We start from the raw sequence: 16,020 nt of genomic DNA, 5'->3' as shown, positions 1-16,020 counted from the left end.
TATTCGTGTCCAATGATGCGGCGGAGACCTCAGGAAAGAACGCCAACCATCGAATTGTAAGCGTTCGCATTTATTGGGCAGTAACGTTTGGCGTCGGTATGGCTGCACTGGTTTGGATGGCGGCAAGCTTTTGGTGGCTGTCTTCTTTTGATTATTGGTGGAGCACGCTGGCGGTAACGGCGGCTGCGGGTGGAATGATCTATGGATTCATCATTCCTTTGATCAGACGTAATCAATTACCGGGAACGAATGATTTTTATACCCGGATTGCGGAGTCCTTGCTTACCTTCGATGCGGTTGCACTGATGGTGCTTGACAGATCGGGGCGGATTGTCGAGCTGAACGAATCCACCAGCGAGCTTCTCGGATACAAGAAAGAGGAGCTTTTGGGCAGGATGTTCTTGCCGTATGTTGATCCGGCTCACCGTCGGCAGATTGTAGACAATTTCAGGCAGACGCTGCGAGGGAAAGTCAAGGAAATGACGGTCAGCACGATTCACAGCCGCGGACATTTCTTTGATATTCATGTGAAAACGGCACCGGTGCTGAACAACGGCCGGATTATCGGAACCGTGATAATCAGTACGGATCTCAGCGACCGCAAGCGGAATCTCGAGCGAATCCGTTATATGGCCTATTATGATGACATGACGGGCCTCCCGAACAGACGATCCTTTATGATGCAGTTGAACGAGAGCCTGAGTGGAGCCAAAGCCTCGGGGAAGCGGCTGGCGATTCTGTATCTGGATGTCGACCGCTTCAAGCTGATTAACGCTTCGTTCGGAAGAGATTTCGGGGATATGCTGCTGATGCAGATGGCTGAACGGCTCAACCGCGGTCTGCCCGAGCCTGATCTTGCGGCACGCATGGAAGGCGATGAGTTCGCCATTCTATATACAGATGCAGGTACGGAGGACGAGCTGCTCTGTAAAGCCAAAGCAGTGCTGCACCTGATCGAGGAGCCCTTTGAACTGCAGGGAGTTCCGCTGCATGTAACAGTGAGCATCGGTATCGCCACAAACAATCTGGACGACGATGATGCAAGCGTGCTGCTCAGGAAAGCGGATATGGCGCTTGCCCGGGTGAAGGACAGCGGGAAGAATAACTGTTTCATTTATTCCGAGGAATGGGATAACAGTTCGCTTGCGCGTCTGACGCTACAGCATGAGCTGAAGCGGGCGGTTCAGCGGAAGGAATTTATTTTATATTATCAGCCTCAATATCATTTGGTTACGGGTGAAATTGTGGGCGTGGAGGCTTTGATCCGCTGGGAGCATCCTGAGCGGGGAATTGTGGGACCGGGGCAATTTATACCTCTGGCAGAGGAGAGCGGGCTCATTGTGCAAATTGGCGATTGGGTACTGGAGGAGGCATGCCGGCAAAATAAAGCCTGGCAGGCTGCGGGGCTTCCTCCCATCCCGGTCTCCGTGAACTTGTCGATCAGGCAGTTCCTGCAGCAGAATTTAACAGAAAGAGTAGCGGATATTCTGGACCGGACGGGGCTGGAAGCCCGATATCTCGATCTGGAGATTACGGAAACGATGACGATGGATGTCACGCATGCCTCCAGCTGTTTGCTGGAGCTTACCAAGCTAGGCGTGCATATCAGCATTGATGATTTTGGAACCGGGTACAGCTCCTTTCATTATTTGAAGAATTTGCCGATCGGCCGTTTGAAGATTGACCGGTCATTCGTGAGCGATATCGAGCATGATCCCGGGGATGCGGCCATAGTCGCTGCGATAATTGCAATGGCGCATAGTTTGCAGCTTCAAGTGATCGCCGAAGGCGTCGAGACTGAAGTCCAAATGAAATTTTTGCAAAAGCATCTATGCGATGAGATGCAGGGCTTTCTGTGGAGCCCGCCTGTTACCGGCTATGAGATTACAGAAATGCTGCATACCATGAGCTTCAAATAAAAAAGGGAGCCTTCCTTATCGGGGAGGCTCCCTTTGCTTGCTTGGCAGTCAATCGTTTGTTCCGTGTCAAATCACAAAATCATCGATCTCATTCAATGTAAACGTGTATACCTGCTTCTCATCCACATGATAGACAGTGAGCATTTGGCTGCTTTCATCAAGCTTGATTATTCGGCATGGAATGTTCAAGCGCACGCCAAATCCCTTGTTCACCGAGAGGCGGATCAGCCGGTTCTCGGAAATACTGGTGCGTACCCGGTCAATAATTTGAGGCACTTCTTCGATAGTGGCCGTCGCTGCTTCAGTACGTTGCTCCGGAAGTCCCGCAGGATTGCCGCCCGCCGTCGGTTCAGCTATGTAAGGGCTGCCAATTGCGGGTTTGCCCGACACGGCGGATTCCAGCGCTTCAATAAGCCTGCCCAGTTCGATTCCTGATTTAATGCGATAGTCAGCAAATCCGCATTGATTAAGCAGATGCAGGAGACGCTCTGCTGCAAGCGCATTCGTATTGCCTTCTACCAATATATCTACATTAAACAAGTAGGCGGACTGTTCTATGCTGTTTGTTTTACCTTTAGTATCCATAATGCCTCCATGACTAACATAAGTAGAATCACTATACCACTAAAGGACCAATAAATGTAGTCCTAATTTCACTTGTTATCTGGTTGAAATCCGTCAATAAACTTGAGTCATATGTCCTATTCCAGATGGCTTCGGCAGACATATAGTAAATAAGCCAATGGTTCCTTATTAAGGAGGCGGTATTGAATGATGCGCATGGTTCCGATTTCGCTGGATGGCGGCATTCACGTGCTTGGTGTGGAAGTGAAGCTGCCCAAAACGACGCTGCTTGCAGTAACGACAGACACGGGCTACATTATGTGCGGCGCGCTTGATGTGGCGCTGTTAAATGAAAGGCTGAAGGATCGGGGAATTATCGCTGGCCGTGCGGTTGGCGTGCGGACGCTGGAAGAGCTGATGGATGCTCCGCTTGAGTCCATTACCGAAGCTGCAGAAACACTTGGCATTGTTCCCGGAATGAAGGGTTCAGACGCCATTCGGCTGATGCTGTAGATTACAAAATAACAGAGGATTGTCCGGCATCCGCCTCAAGAGCGCAATGCTTCAATTGACAATCCTCTGTTATATTTTGCTGATTTATTCGTTTATTGAATTTGGCTTACAGCGTTTCAAACAGTTTCTTCAAATTGACGTCATACGGAGGTTTAATGACACCCTTCTCCGTAATAATGGCTGTTACATAATCGTGAGGCGTAACATCGAAGGCCGGGTTATATACCTTGATGCCTCTTGGGGCGGTGCGTTTGCCGAAGCCTTCCGTAATTTCCTCCGCATCCCGCTCCTCGATGGGAATTAGCTCTCCGCTTGCCGTATTCAAATCAATAGTGGAGAGCGGACAAGCAACATAAAACGGAATATTATGCGCTTTGGCCAGAACCGCGACGCTGTATGTTCCGATCTTGTTGGCAACGTCACCGTTTGCCGCAACGCGGTCTGTTCCGACAATAACGGCATCGATCCAACCTTTATTCATGATCATGCCGGCCATGTTGTCGCAGATCAGCGTGACGTCGACACCCGCCTGCTGCAGCTCGAAGGCCGTCAGTCTGGCGCCCTGCAGGACAGGCCGCGTTTCATCCGCGAAGACTCGCAGCTTGATGCCTTGTTCCAGCGCAAGATAGAAGGGAGCTAACGCCGTGCCGTACTTGGCCGTAGCCAGGCTGCCGGCATTGCAGTGGGTGAGAACGCCCATGCCATCCTCAAACAAGCCAAGCGCATGCTCGCCGATCATCCGGCATGTTTCCTCATCCTCGCTTTGAATCGCTTTTGCTTCATCCAGCAGCGCTTCTTTGCAAGCCTCCAGGTTAAGCCCGCTTGCTTCGAGCTCTTTGGCCCGGGCCCTCATGCGGTCAAGTGCCCAGAATAAATTGACTGCAGTCGGCCGGGAGGTAGCCAGGTGGGCAGATACCTGATTAACCGCATCCAGCCACTCCGCTTTATTTGACTCCGGCCGGCTGCCAAGAAATACGCCGTAGGCGGCGGCTATTCCGATCGCCGGCGCTCCGCGCACCTTGAGATGTCGAATGGCTTCCCACACATCCTGGCCGGTTGTGAGGGGCAGATGAACAACCTCCTCGGGCAGCAAGCGCTGGTCCAGCAGATCAAGATGATCCCCCGCCCAGACAACGGACTGAAGTCCTTTATAATTTTCCATGAATGATTGTTCCTTTCTTTAGGCCTTTACCGATGCAGCCGCTGTTTGGGCGACCTCAATCAGATCCTCGATAGCGGCTGTTTTACGGTTCCGTTTGATTAGCTCCTTGCCGATTGACAGCGCGAGGCGCTGCGCATGCTCCCTGGCGGCAGGATCCGGAATTTGGTCAATATCCGCAACGTGGGCAAGACCTACAATCCGGCGGACCATCTTGCTTCCTGCATACCCTACCGTATCCTGAAGCAGGCGGTTCATATAATTGTCCTTGTAGCCCGGAGCGGTCATGCTGATCCGGTCAACACCGTTCTTCTCCCACAAGGAGCGGAATTTAGCGTCGAACTTGATCCATATCTCACGAATGGTCTCAATCAGGTAGGAGCGGTACTCCTGCCGTGCCGTCTCATCGGAATCCCAATGATCGCGTGCGGCAAAATTCAGCAGCAGGTTCGCAATGACAGCTCCGATATCAAAGCCCATTGGCCCGTAATAGGCAAACTCGGGATCGATTACCTGCGTCGAATCCGGCTTGATAAAAATACTTCCGGTATGCAAGTCGCCGTGCAGCAGCGCTTGTGCCTGCGTCAGGAATTTCTCGCGCAGCAGGGCGACCTCAAGATGAAGCTCGCCGTCGTTCCACAGCGCCTCTGCTTCATCGCGGATCGCTTCGTCAAAGCTGTTGGTGTCGGCATCCGTGTAGGGATGATCGAATATGAGGTCCTCCGTTATTTTGCACAGCTCCGGATTGATAAACTCGCGAACACGAAGCTTCTTGCTTTGCTGATTCATTCCGAGATCGGATGTGAAGAACAGCGTATTGGCGAGAAAGGTTGAAATATGCTCGGCAAACAGTGGGTATCGTCCGTTCTCGATCAGTCCGCGGCGCATGATCACATGATCGCTGAGATCCTGCATAATTGTCAAAGCAAGCTCAGGATCGTATTTGTAAACGGTCGGAACGAGTCCCGGAGCCAATTTTCCCTGCTGGATCAGCGCCTCGCTCTCGATCCGGGCACGGTCTAGCGTCAGCGGCCAGGATTCGCCCACCACTTTGGCATAAGGCAGGGCCTGCTTCAGAATCAGGCTTGTTCCTTCCTTGGGGTCCGAGATATGAAACACCAGATTCAAATTGCCATCGCCGATTTCCCGGCTGACAAGATGGGCTCCCGGTGTGAAGATACCCTCCAGGCCGCGGGCAATTTCAATAGCTTCTTGTTCGTTCAATGGATGATAAGCAGACATCTCTTGTCCACCTTTCGACTGTGATTATGGAAATGATAGTTTATTATATCGCCGTTGGCCGGCTTAGTAAAATCAATAGAACGATTGGCATCCAAATAAGTATAACGAATATTTTTTCGCGTTGGAATAGCACCTTTGTTATAATAGTAGCAAAAGGTATTGAACCCGGTCGATTTTTGCAACCGTTCGAGTGAGGAACTACTATATAGAGGACTCACGTTCATCAAGCACCTTCAAGGACATAAGAGTGGATGCAGCCTGCCTGGCCGGCTGGCAGCAGCGGCGAAGGCAAGAATTTTAGGAGGTGTAAACATTGAACGACATCAATAATCCGCAGCCCGTAGCGCTCAAGGAATGGGCCGTTGCGGTTAAAGCACTTGCTGAAGGCAGACAGATCATTGTGCTTCGCAAAGGCGGTATCGCTGAGGAAACAAGGGATTTTCAACTCGTCAGCCGGAGATTCTATCTGCTCCCTGCTTACGAGCATCAAAGAGTGGAGCTTCTGAAGGATGATTATCAGGACCGTTTAAGGGATACGCTGAAGGAAGCGAGTCCGGATCGCGTTCGAATCTCTGTTTGCGCCGAAGTTGTGGAGGATATTGAAATCTACGATATGGAGACTCTGGACAGGATCCGGGAATGCCATATATGGACCGATTCTTTTGCAGAGGAGCGTCTGAAATGGAAAAAGAAAAAGCCGCTTCATCTGCTTATACTGCGCATCGGCCGGCTCGAGCATCCTGTTGACATCCCAATGCGGGATGCTTATACGGGCTGCAAGTCATGGGTTACTTTGGAGGACGGGCTTCAGGAGAATCAAATCTCGCCTGTACTTTCTGACGATGCTTTCCAGGAGCAGGCTTCCCGGATTCATCATTTACTAAATCTTTAAGAACCGGAGCGGTTGGCCCGTGAGGGCGGTATTGTTGATTTATAACGAAACTTAGACTAAAATGATTATTGAGAATCAATGAGAATCATTTTGGAATCATTACAAATGAGACCATGTTTCTAACAAATATAGGAACATCGAACTTTGGAAGGGGTAGTTTAAATGGCAACACATTTCAAGATCGACGGCTTGAAGGCTGAGATCGAAGGCAAGGAGATACTGAAAGGTATCAACATTGAGATCAATGGTGGCGAAATTCATGCCATCATGGGACCGAACGGTACAGGAAAAAGTACGCTGGCATCGGCGCTTATGGGGCATCCTAAATATGAAGTGACGGAAGGGGCCGCCACGCTTGATGGTGAGGATCTGCTTGATATGGCCGTAGACGAGCGCGCCCGCGCCGGTCTGTTTCTCGGCATGCAGTATCCAAGCGAAATTACCGGCGTTACCAATTCCGATTTTCTGCGCAGCGCCATTAATGCCCGCAGGGAAGAAGGAAAAGAGATTTCACTGATCCGTTTTATCCGTCTGATGGAAGGCAAGATGAAGGATCTGGAAATGAACCCCGAATTTGCCCACCGTTATTTGAATGAAGGCTTCTCGGGCGGAGAAAAGAAACGGAACGAGATTCTGCAAATGATGCTGATCGAGCCCAAGATTGTCATTCTGGACGAAATTGATTCCGGACTTGATATCGATGCGCTCAAAATCGTAGCCAACGGCGTCAACGCCATGCGCTCCGAGGATCGCGGCTTTCTGATCATCACTCACTATCAACGGCTCCTGAACTATATTACACCGGATTTTGTTCATGTTATGATGCAGGGCCGAATCGTGAAATCAGGCGGACCGGAGCTTGCGGCGCGTTTGGAGAGCGAAGGTTACGATTGGGTTAAAGAAGAACTGGGCATCGTGGACGAAACGGTCGGACAGGTTTAGCGGAGGAGGAAGAGCAATATGAGTACACAACTAACTACTCCGGTGAACCGCCAGTCTGCCGAAGCGTTATCACGAGACAAAGGCGAGCCGGCCTGGCTTGAAGCGCTGCGCATCAAGGGCGCTGAGCTTGCGGAAACGCTGGAATGGCCGAAACCGGAAAAAACGCGTATTGACCGCTGGGAACTGACAGCGCTTGGCAGTTACAAACGGGAGGCTGAGCTTCGCTCGGCAGACGAGCTGCCTGAATCATTGAAGGAGCTTTCGGGTAATGCTCCTTCAGGACTCGTTGTTCAACGCAACTCGAGCAGCGTGTTCAAGCAGCTTTCTCCTGAGCTTCAGGCAAAAGGAGTTATCTTTACCGATCTGGAGACGGCAGCGCGGGATCACGCCGATCTGGTGCAGAAATATCTGTTCCAGGCCGTAAAGCAGGAGGAGAGCAAGCTGACTGCCCTGCATTCGGCAATATGGAACGGCGGCGTATTTTTATACGTGCCCAAGAATACAGAAATCGAGCTGCCGCTCCAGGCTTTGTTCTACAGCGACGATGCAGAAGCGACTTTTGCGCCCCATATTCTAATCATTGCGGATAACAACAGCCGCGTTACTTATGTGGATAATGTGGTTTCTGCCTATACAGCGGAGCAGCAGGCGCTAACCAAGCAGGCCGTAGTTGAGGTGTTTGTAAATCCAGGCGCTCATGTAAGGGTAGCAACGGTTAACCATATGGCTGACAGTATTATCGATCTGACGATACGCCGTGCGATCATTGAGAATGATGCCAGCATTGAATGGGTGATCGGTGATTTGCATGACGGCCATATTTTGTCGGATACGCAATCTGTGCTGAAGGGCAATGGCTCTTCATCGGATGCGAAGGTCATCAGTATCGGCAAGAACTCGCAGCAAATGAGCTTGACGACGGGTGCCGTTCATATCGGGCGCAGCTCCGAGAGCAACATGGTTACGCGGGCTGTTATGAAGGACTCATCGAGAGCCATCATCAACGGCATCACGAAGATCGAGAAGGGCGCAACCAAGGCCAATGGCGTACAGACCGAGAAGGTGTTGATGCTCAGTCCCAAAGCCCGCGGCGACGCCAATCCGATTCTGCTGATCGATGAAGATGATGTTAAAGCTGGGCATGCGGCCAGCGTTGGACAAGTAAATCCTGAACAGGTGTACTACCTGATGTCGCGAGGCATCTCAAAAAAGGACGCGGAGCGGCTCATTATTCACGGATTTCTGGCCCCGGTGGTTTCGGAGATTCCGATCGAGGCTGTTCGTGAACAGCTCAAGCGTCTTCTTGAAAGGAAGCTGGAAGGATGAATGTGCAGGCGATTCGGGAACAATTTCCGATCCTGCATCAAGAGGTAAACGGGCACCCGCTCGTATATCTGGACAACGCGGCGTCTTCACAGAAGCCGCGTTCCGTCATTGATGCCATGGTTCGGTATTATGAAATGGACAATGCCAATGTTCACCGCGGCGTTCATACGCTCGGCTCGCGTGCAACAGACGCATATGAAGGCGCCCGCGAGAAGACGGCGGCATTTCTCCATGCAGCCAGTCCCCAGGAAATCATCTTTACCCGCGGGACGACCACAGCGCTTAATCTGGTTGCCTCCGGTTATGCCCGTACGGTATGCGGCGAAGGCGACGAAATCGTGATAACGCCTATGGAGCATCACTCCAATTTAATACCGTGGCAGCAGGCCGCCAAAGCGACCGGAGCCACGCTGAAATATATTCCGCTCCAACCGGATGGCTCCATTAGATTGGAGGATGCGGAGAAGACGATTACGAGCCGTACCAAGGTTGTTTCTATCTCCCATGTGTCCAATGTGCTGGCAGTCATTAATCCAATTAAAGAAATTGCCGAAATTGCACATCGCAATCATGCTATAATGGTAGTAGACGGCGCGCAAAGTACGCCGCATATGCGGGTGGATGTTCAGGATTTGAATTGTGATTTCTATGCTTTCTCCGGACATAAGATGTGTGGTCCTACGGGAATTGGAGCATTATATGGCAAGAAGGCTCTGCTCGAAGCCATGGAACCGATCGAATTCGGCGGTGAAATGATCGATCACGTTGATTTGTATGAATCCACATGGAAAGAGCTGCCTTACAAGTTTGAAGGAGGAACGCCGATTATCGCCGGAGCTGTCGGGCTTGGTGCGGCAATCGATTTTCTTCAGGAAATTGGCATGGATGCGATCGAGCAGCATGGGCAAAAGCTTTCTGCATATGCGTATGACCGGCTTCGTGCAATGGATGACATAACGATATATGGTCCCGAGAAGAATCGGGCTGGGCTTGTCACCTTCAATCTCGATGAGGTTCATCCGCATGATTTAGCAACTGTTTTGGATACCAAAGGGGTTGCCATCCGTGCCGGACATCATTGCTGCCAGCCGCTTATGCGCTGGTTGAATGTTTCTTCTACGGCCAGAGCAAGCTTTTATTTATACAACACCGAAGAGGACGTTGACCGGTTGATTGACGCCCTCCACCAGACAAAGGAGTTCTTCGGTTATGCAATTGGATGATTTGTATCGCAGAGTCATTATGGATCATTACAAAAATCCGCGCAACCGCGGTACGCTGGATGAAGATGCCGTGACGGTAAACCTGAATAATCCGACTTGCGGTGACCGGATTACGCTGCAGATGGAAATTCAGGACGGGATTGTAAAACAAGCCAAATTCACCGGCGAAGGCTGTTCGATCAGCATGTCTTCCGCTTCCATGATGACCGAAGCGGTCCAAGGCAAATCGCTTGATGAAGCTCTTGCGCTGGCTGAGAAGTTTTCCAGTTTTATCAAGGGCGAACCAACGGAGTTTGATGAGCTTGAAGATATTGAGTCGCTGGCGGGCGTGAGCAAATTCCCGGCGCGCATCAAGTGCGCGACACTTTCCTGGAATGCGCTGCGCAAAGGAATTGAGTTGGAGAAACGACAATAAGCGCGCTTTAATGCGCGTTCGAGAGATGGGAGGCCTTTACAATGGCTAAGCAAATGCCCGATTTGGAAGATTATAAATACGGTTTTCGTGACGAGCATAAGGCGATTTTTGAATCCGGTAAAGGTTTGACACCCGAAGTTGTGCGTACAATTTCGGAAATCAAGAACGAACCGGAATGGATGCTGGAGTTCCGTTTGAAGTCGCTGGAGCAGTTTAACAAAATGCCGATGCCGCGTTGGGGCGGCAATATGGATGACCTTGATTTCAATGATATCCAGTACTATGTAAGAGCATCGGACAAACAAGGGAAAACGTGGGAGGAAGTTCCGACCGAAATCAAAGAAACCTTTGATAAGCTTGGTATTCCTGAAGCGGAGCAGAAATTTCTTGCAGGGGTATCCGCCCAATACGAATCCGAGGTTGTTTACCACAGCATGCAGGAGGATCTGGAGAAGCAGGGTGTTATTTTCACCGATACCGACACCGCGCTTCGTGAATATCCGGAGATTTTCCGTAAATACTTCGGTACGATCATTCCTCCGGCGGATAACAAATTCGCCGCTCTCAATAGTGCAGTATGGTCAGGCGGAAGCTTTATCTATGTGCCAAAGGGTGTGCAATGCGAAGTTCCGCTGCAGGCATACTTCCGTATCAATTCGGAGAACATGGGCCAATTCGAGCGTACTCTCATCGTAGCCGATGAAGGCAGCATGGTTCACTATGTAGAGGGCTGTACGGCTCCAATCTACAGCACGAACTCTCTGCATAGCGCCGTGGTTGAAATTCTTGTCCTTAAGGACGCCCGTGTCCGCTACACGACGATTCAAAACTGGGCGCCGAATATTTATAACCTCGTGACCAAACGTGCCGTTGCCGAAGAAAATGCAACCATGGAATGGGTCGATGGAAATATCGGTTCCAAGCTGACGATGAAATATCCGGCTGTTGTTCTAAAAGGCCGCGGCGCCAAAGGCATGGTCCTCTCCATCGCCGTTGCCGGTAAAGGGCAGCATCAGGATGCCGGTGCCAAGATGACTCACCTGGCTCCGGATACCACATCGACAATCGTGTCCAAATCGATCAGCAAGCATGGCGGTAAAGTAACCTATCGCGGTTTGGCTTCATTCGGACGCAATTCCGAGGGCTCCAAGGCAAACATCAAATGCGATACGCTCATCCTTGATAATGAATCGACTTCAGACACGATTCCCTATAACGAAATTATGAACGACAACATTACGCTTGAGCATGAAGCTACGGTATCCAAAGTATCCGAGGATCAGCTCTTCTATCTGATGAGCCGCGGACTGACCGAAGCGGAAGCGACGCAAATGATCGTCATGGGCTTCATCGAGCCGTTCACCAAAGAACTGCCGATGGAATACGCTGTTGAGATGAACCGTCTCATCAAGTTCGAGATGGAAGGCAGCATCGGTTAATCGATTGAAACAAGAAAAAGAAGCCGGCATGGTCTGTAAAGACGATGCCGGCTTCTTTTTACATAAAAACTTGCTTTACTTCAAGGGAGCGGTCTACGGTGAGATCAATAAACTGATCGTTGATCTGGATAAGAGGACGGAAAAATTCGGATGGATGTGTCATCACAATCGTTCCGTATTCGCCGCTCACAAGCTCGATCCGCTTGCCGATGAAGTTGGGTATCATATGTTTGATAAAGGTGTGGGTTGTGAAGGGATCCAATTCAATGAAGCTCATGCGGTACAGCTCTTTCAGAACAAACAGCAGATCGCGTTTTTTCTGATAGACGCGAGAAGAAATCATCGCGCTGTAGACATCGGAGACAGCTACGATTTTGGAGACGGGGTGCATTTTATCACCGGTAATGCGGTAGGGATAGCCTGAACCGTCAATACGTTCATGATGCTCAAGCGCTACGATTGCCGGTATAGATTGGCCAAAGGATTTTAAAATAATTTGATTGCCGTAAATGGTGTGCTGTTTGATTTCTTCAAATTCCTGCTCGGTCAGACGATCAGGCTTATTCAGGATTTTTGCCTCAATCCGGCACTTGCCGATATCATGAAGAAATCCGGCTTGGCCGACTTTCACCGCCTGCTCCTCATCATAGCCGAGCCAGGAAGACAAATAGTAGGACAGCATGCCCACCTGAACGGAATGCTGGTAAGTGTAATCATCCTTCGTGTTGAGCAGCAGCAGCATGGACACGACATCGCGTTCTGTTTTGAAATTGTCTACAAGCGGCTGAAAGGTCTCGACAACATCCTCTTCAGCTATTTTTCCATTCTGAAAAGCATCCATGAATAACTGCTCGCAACCGTTTACAACTTCCTGATAGACGGGTTCAACTGTTGGCAGCCACCTGGGGTTGATGCTGGATTCGATCGTTCTTTCCGGTGGATGTTCAGTGATGCGTCTTTCGATCTCGACATAATCAAGCTGGTGCTGGAACAGCCTGGATATTTCCCTGGCGCTCAGCTCGGTCCCTTTGGAAAGCACATTCAGCCCGTAGGAGTTGAACGTATCATGGGTTAACCGATCTCCCTCTTTTAGCTCCGTCAGATGTACTCTCATGCTCCACCTCAAGTAACAGTTGTCCAATCAATTGTTATGTCTATGGTAGCAACAAAAAGTGGAATTGGCAATAACAGCAAATCGAATTATAAAAATTTATATGAATATATGAGCAAATATATAGGTATATCAGATTATTTTTGATTGCGGAAGCGGAAGCAGACTGAATCTTTATATTCCATATATTTCATTGTAAATGCGCTTGGCGACAACAAGATCCTCTGTCCCTTGAATGAGGGCTCTTCCATCCGGGAACAAAACGGCTGTTATATGCTCATCCCGCCGATAACGGACAAGAAACGGATTTTGCTCGACCTTACCGGCCTGCCTGAGCCTTGCGGCTAACGCATCCATATTGATTTTGCTGTTTTGTCGCGGTGAAATCTGCATCGTGTTGCGTCCGCACAGCGAAACAGCTGCCGATTCCAGCTCGTTGTCATCCAGATAGCTGTATTGATGCCGGGAGCAAGCCGGGCAGTCGCTGCGCTTGGATTTGGAGACATTCAGGGGGGTGTAGCGGTGCTGCCACAGGTCTGCCTGGAACAAAGTGCCGTGCATGGCCGCAGCATTGCCGCTAAGCCACTTGATCGCTTCCGCTGCCTGCATGGAGGCGATCAGATCGACGGCCGGGGAAATAACGCCCGCCGTTTCGCACGTGTCTACAGAGCCTGCAGCAGGCGGTACAGGGAACAGACAGCGGAAGCATGGCGTCTGTCCCGGAATGAAGGACATGGTCATGCCGGATGCGCCGACGACTCCTCCGTATATCCAGGGAATCTCCAGCTTCAAACTGATATCGTTAATCAAATAACGAACGGAGAAATTATCGGATCCGTCTATAATAAGATCGACTCCGTCCAGCATTTCTTCCGCGTTTGCGCTTGTCAGATCAAGGATCATCGGTTCGATGCGTACAGAGCTGTTGATGCTTCTCAGCCGTTCAGCCGCCGCCGCCGCCTTGGGCAGCATGCGCTGCACATCCTCTTCTGTGTACAGCATCTGCCGCTGCAGATTGCTCCATTCCACTACATCGCGGTCAATGATTCGGATTCGGCCAATGCCTGACCGTACAAGATGCTGGGCTGCAACGCTTCCGAGCGCGCCCATGCCGACTACGGCAGCGCTGCTCTCACCGATGCTTCGCTGACCCGCTGCCCCGATAGGAGCGAAGCGGATCTGTCTGGAGTAGCGGTCAGCAGGAGCGGGGGGCTGCTCCGCCGACCCGGAATTGTAATCTGTGCTGTCCTTATCGTGAAAAGTCATACGGAGCCTCCTAAAGTTTTTCTGCGCGCTGCCCGAAACCGTTTCCCTGACAAAGCAGAAAAACGGTTTCGGAATCATGGACTGCGTTTTTTCACTGCACTGCCGATACAGCATCTCCGACAGAGAGAACAACTTCATCGGATGCAAAGCTACGTTTTTAGCCGCAGCTGCTTTATAATGGCGGGGCGATGGGATTCCAGGGTCCCTGCTGGTGGCCTTTCCATTCCGAGCCGTCTTCCCATATCTCCCGTTTCCATATCGGCACTATTTCCTTAAGCCGTTCAATGGCGTATCTGCTTGCTTCATAGCAGGCATCCCGATGGGGTGTCGAGATCGCGATGACAACGCTGATCTCGGCAATGGCGACTACACCGATGCGATGCCCGATTGCACAACGCGCGCCCGGCCATCTCTGCGACACTTCATCGCCGATTTGCCGAAGCATTTTGAGCGCCATGGGTATATAAGCCTCATACTCCAAACGGACCGTCCGCTGCCCCTCGGTCCACTCTCTTGTGGTGCCCGTAAACGTCAGGGTGGCGCCATTCTCGGGCGCGATGACTTTAGCCGTGATCGCCTCAACGGACAGCGGCTGCTCCGTGACGGCAAACAAACCATTGTCCGCATCTGCGGCAGGCTCCGGCTCTCCGCCGGAGACGGGGGGGAGCAGCGCAAGCTCGTCCGTGCATTTCACAATATCGTCATCAGCGGCATAGGACTGGTTGGAGGCCATGAATGAGGCTGTTATTAACGATTCATGTGCGGGATATCGGACAATCAGAGCTTGTTTCAACGCACTGACAGGGATTTGGTCTTCATCAAGCTGCAGACGGATTGCCGGTTCCGCCAATCGCTCAGCCAGGCCAGCGAACAACTGAATATTCCATTGATTGCTCATGTTTTAACCTCTCGTATCTTCGTTAATGATCTCTACAGCATACCATAATCATTTGAAAAATGTTATGCTAGAAACAGCTACATGAAGGGGAGTGCGGACTATGCCGGGGTTAACGGATCGGTTCGAACGTGTTCATGATTATTTGCGAATATCCGTGACGGACCGTTGTAACTTACGCTGTTTATACTGCATGCCGGAAGAAGGCGTTGAATTTGCTCCTTCCTCCGATATGCTGTCTTATGATCATATAGTTGAGGTTGTTGAGGTGGGCGCGAGCCTCGGTATTTCAAAGCTGCGCATCACAGGGGGAGAGCCGCTTGTGCGTCCGGGCCTGGACGGACTGGTGCGCCGGTTGGCGGCAATTCCCGGTATTCGCGATATATCGCTGACAACCAACGGTGTTCTGCTGGCGGATCAAGCCGGGGCGCTGAGAGAAGCCGGGGTCAACCGGGTAAATATCAGTCTGGATACGCTCGATCCGGCACGGTTTCAGTTTATTGCCAGACGAGGGGATCTGAAGAGGGTCATGGCCGGCATTGAAGCCTCGGCGAAAGTGGGTTTCAGCCCGATAAAGCTCAACTGCGTGCTGCTTAAGGGTGTCAATGAGGATGAGATCGGTGATTTTCTTCAGATGGCTTATGAGCATCCGCTGCATGTCCGTTTTATTGAGTACATGCCGATCGGGCACGCCGACGAAAATTGGAAAAACCATTATTTGCCTTTAACGCGTGTTCTGGAAATTGCCCGGGAACGCAAACTTGATATAGAACGCCTGGACTCTATTATCGGGAACGGTCCTTCTGAGGATTATCGCATTGCAGGCGGACTGGGCTCGTTCGGCCTGATTCATCCCGTCAGCGATCACTTCTGCCAAAGATGCAACCGTCTGAGATTGACGGCGGATGGGAGCATTAAGCCCTGCCTGTACTGGGTGGATGAGCTTAGCGTGAAGCCCGCGCTTGGAAATCCGGAGGCGCTGCGTGCTGTATATATGCGGGCGATGGATATCAAGCCGCTTAATCATGAGATGGCAGCCAAGCTGTCTGACGAAGCCCAAAGCCACGAGCCTACCGCAAGGAGAATGTCCCAAATCGGCGGTTAGGGTCTCATA

The 16,020-nt window shown here is 51.0% G+C and carries 15 protein-coding genes; 9 read left to right on the top strand and 6 right to left on the bottom strand.

What is annotated here, in order from left to right:
* Nucleotides 1-5: 5 nt before the first annotated feature.
* Entirely contained in the window at nt 6-1,919 is a 1,914-nt protein-coding gene (locus AC0YOB_RS29900; protein ID WP_475795894.1) for a putative bifunctional diguanylate cyclase/phosphodiesterase, read from the top strand.
* A gap of 66 nt (nt 1,920-1,985) precedes the next feature.
* On the opposite strand, the gene AC0YOB_RS29895 is transcribed toward AC0YOB_RS29900, so the two are convergent.
* Entirely contained in the window at nt 1,986-2,504 is a 519-nt protein-coding gene (locus AC0YOB_RS29895) for a hypothetical protein (protein ID WP_475795893.1), read from the bottom strand.
* A 186-nt stretch (nt 2,505-2,690) separates the two neighbouring features.
* On the opposite strand from AC0YOB_RS29895, the gene AC0YOB_RS29890 reads away from it, so the two are divergent.
* On the top strand, nt 2,691-2,996 hold the full coding sequence (locus tag AC0YOB_RS29890; protein ID WP_475795892.1) for a YunC family protein: 306 nt from the start codon (nt 2,691-2,693) through the stop codon (nt 2,994-2,996).
* A 106-nt stretch (nt 2,997-3,102) separates the two neighbouring features.
* On the opposite strand, the gene mtnA is transcribed toward AC0YOB_RS29890, so the two are convergent.
* Together mtnA and mtnK are read right to left on the bottom strand one after the other, a co-directional pair.
* Entirely contained in the window at nt 3,103-4,158 is a 1,056-nt protein-coding gene (mtnA, locus tag AC0YOB_RS29885; RefSeq protein ID WP_475795891.1) for an S-methyl-5-thioribose-1-phosphate isomerase, read from the bottom strand.
* Between the two features lie 18 nt (nt 4,159-4,176).
* On the bottom strand, nt 4,177-5,397 hold the full coding sequence (mtnK, locus tag AC0YOB_RS29880) for an S-methyl-5-thioribose kinase (protein WP_475795890.1): 1,221 nt from the start codon (nt 5,395-5,397) through the stop codon (nt 4,177-4,179).
* Nucleotides 5,398-5,710: 313 nt separating this feature from the next.
* On the opposite strand from mtnK, the gene AC0YOB_RS29875 reads away from it, so the two are divergent.
* From AC0YOB_RS29875 to sufB, 6 genes are all read left to right on the top strand, one after another.
* Entirely contained in the window at nt 5,711-6,289 is a 579-nt protein-coding gene (locus AC0YOB_RS29875; protein ID WP_475795889.1) for a DUF1802 family protein, read from the top strand.
* A 162-nt stretch (nt 6,290-6,451) separates the two neighbouring features.
* A complete protein-coding gene (gene sufC / locus AC0YOB_RS29870) occupies nt 6,452-7,231 on the top strand; it encodes a Fe-S cluster assembly ATPase SufC (protein WP_475795888.1) in 780 nt (259 codons plus the stop codon).
* An 18-nt stretch (nt 7,232-7,249) separates the two neighbouring features.
* Nucleotides 7,250-8,557, top strand: a complete 1,308-nt coding sequence (sufD, locus tag AC0YOB_RS29865; protein ID WP_475795887.1) for a Fe-S cluster assembly protein SufD — start codon at nt 7,250-7,252, stop codon at nt 8,555-8,557.
* Nucleotides 8,554-9,780 carry a cysteine desulfurase gene (locus tag AC0YOB_RS29860; protein ID WP_475795886.1) on the top strand — a complete coding sequence of 409 codons (1,227 nt, stop codon included), beginning with the start codon at nt 8,554-8,556 and terminating at the stop codon, nt 9,778-9,780. The genes sufD and AC0YOB_RS29860 overlap by 4 nt, the downstream gene beginning before the upstream one ends.
* A complete protein-coding gene (gene sufU, locus AC0YOB_RS29855; protein WP_210038500.1) occupies nt 9,767-10,195 on the top strand; it encodes a Fe-S cluster assembly sulfur transfer protein SufU in 429 nt (142 codons plus the stop codon). The genes AC0YOB_RS29860 and sufU overlap by 14 nt, the downstream gene beginning before the upstream one ends.
* A gap of 41 nt (nt 10,196-10,236) precedes the next feature.
* Nucleotides 10,237-11,634 (top strand): Fe-S cluster assembly protein SufB, encoded by a 1,398-nt coding sequence (sufB, locus tag AC0YOB_RS29850; RefSeq protein WP_210038501.1) that lies wholly within the window; start codon nt 10,237-10,239, stop codon nt 11,632-11,634.
* Nucleotides 11,635-11,692: 58 nt separating this feature from the next.
* Here the strand turns inward: sufB and AC0YOB_RS29845 are convergent, their stop codons facing one another.
* From AC0YOB_RS29845 to AC0YOB_RS29835, 3 genes are all read right to left on the bottom strand, one after another.
* On the bottom strand, nt 11,693-12,748 hold the full coding sequence (locus AC0YOB_RS29845) for an HD-GYP domain-containing protein (protein WP_475795885.1): 1,056 nt from the start codon (nt 12,746-12,748) through the stop codon (nt 11,693-11,695).
* 171 nt (nt 12,749-12,919) lie between these two features.
* Entirely contained in the window at nt 12,920-14,011 is a 1,092-nt protein-coding gene (locus AC0YOB_RS29840) for a ThiF family adenylyltransferase (RefSeq protein ID WP_475795884.1), read from the bottom strand.
* Nucleotides 14,012-14,183: 172 nt separating this feature from the next.
* On the bottom strand, nt 14,184-14,909 hold the full coding sequence (locus AC0YOB_RS29835; protein ID WP_475795883.1) for a molybdenum cofactor biosynthesis protein: 726 nt from the start codon (nt 14,907-14,909) through the stop codon (nt 14,184-14,186).
* Between the two features lie 100 nt (nt 14,910-15,009).
* On the opposite strand from AC0YOB_RS29835, the gene moaA reads away from it, so the two are divergent.
* Nucleotides 15,010-16,011: a GTP 3',8-cyclase MoaA gene (gene moaA, locus AC0YOB_RS29830; protein ID WP_475795882.1), complete on the top strand. Its 1,002-nt coding sequence runs from the start codon at nt 15,010-15,012 to the stop codon at nt 16,009-16,011.
* The last annotated feature ends 9 nt before the right edge of the window (nt 16,012-16,020 follow it).

The organism is Paenibacillus sp. JT31N17 (assembly GCF_056269255.1).
Note: the sequence above shows the minus strand (reverse complement) of the source record. Positions and strands in the feature narration are given on the sequence as shown.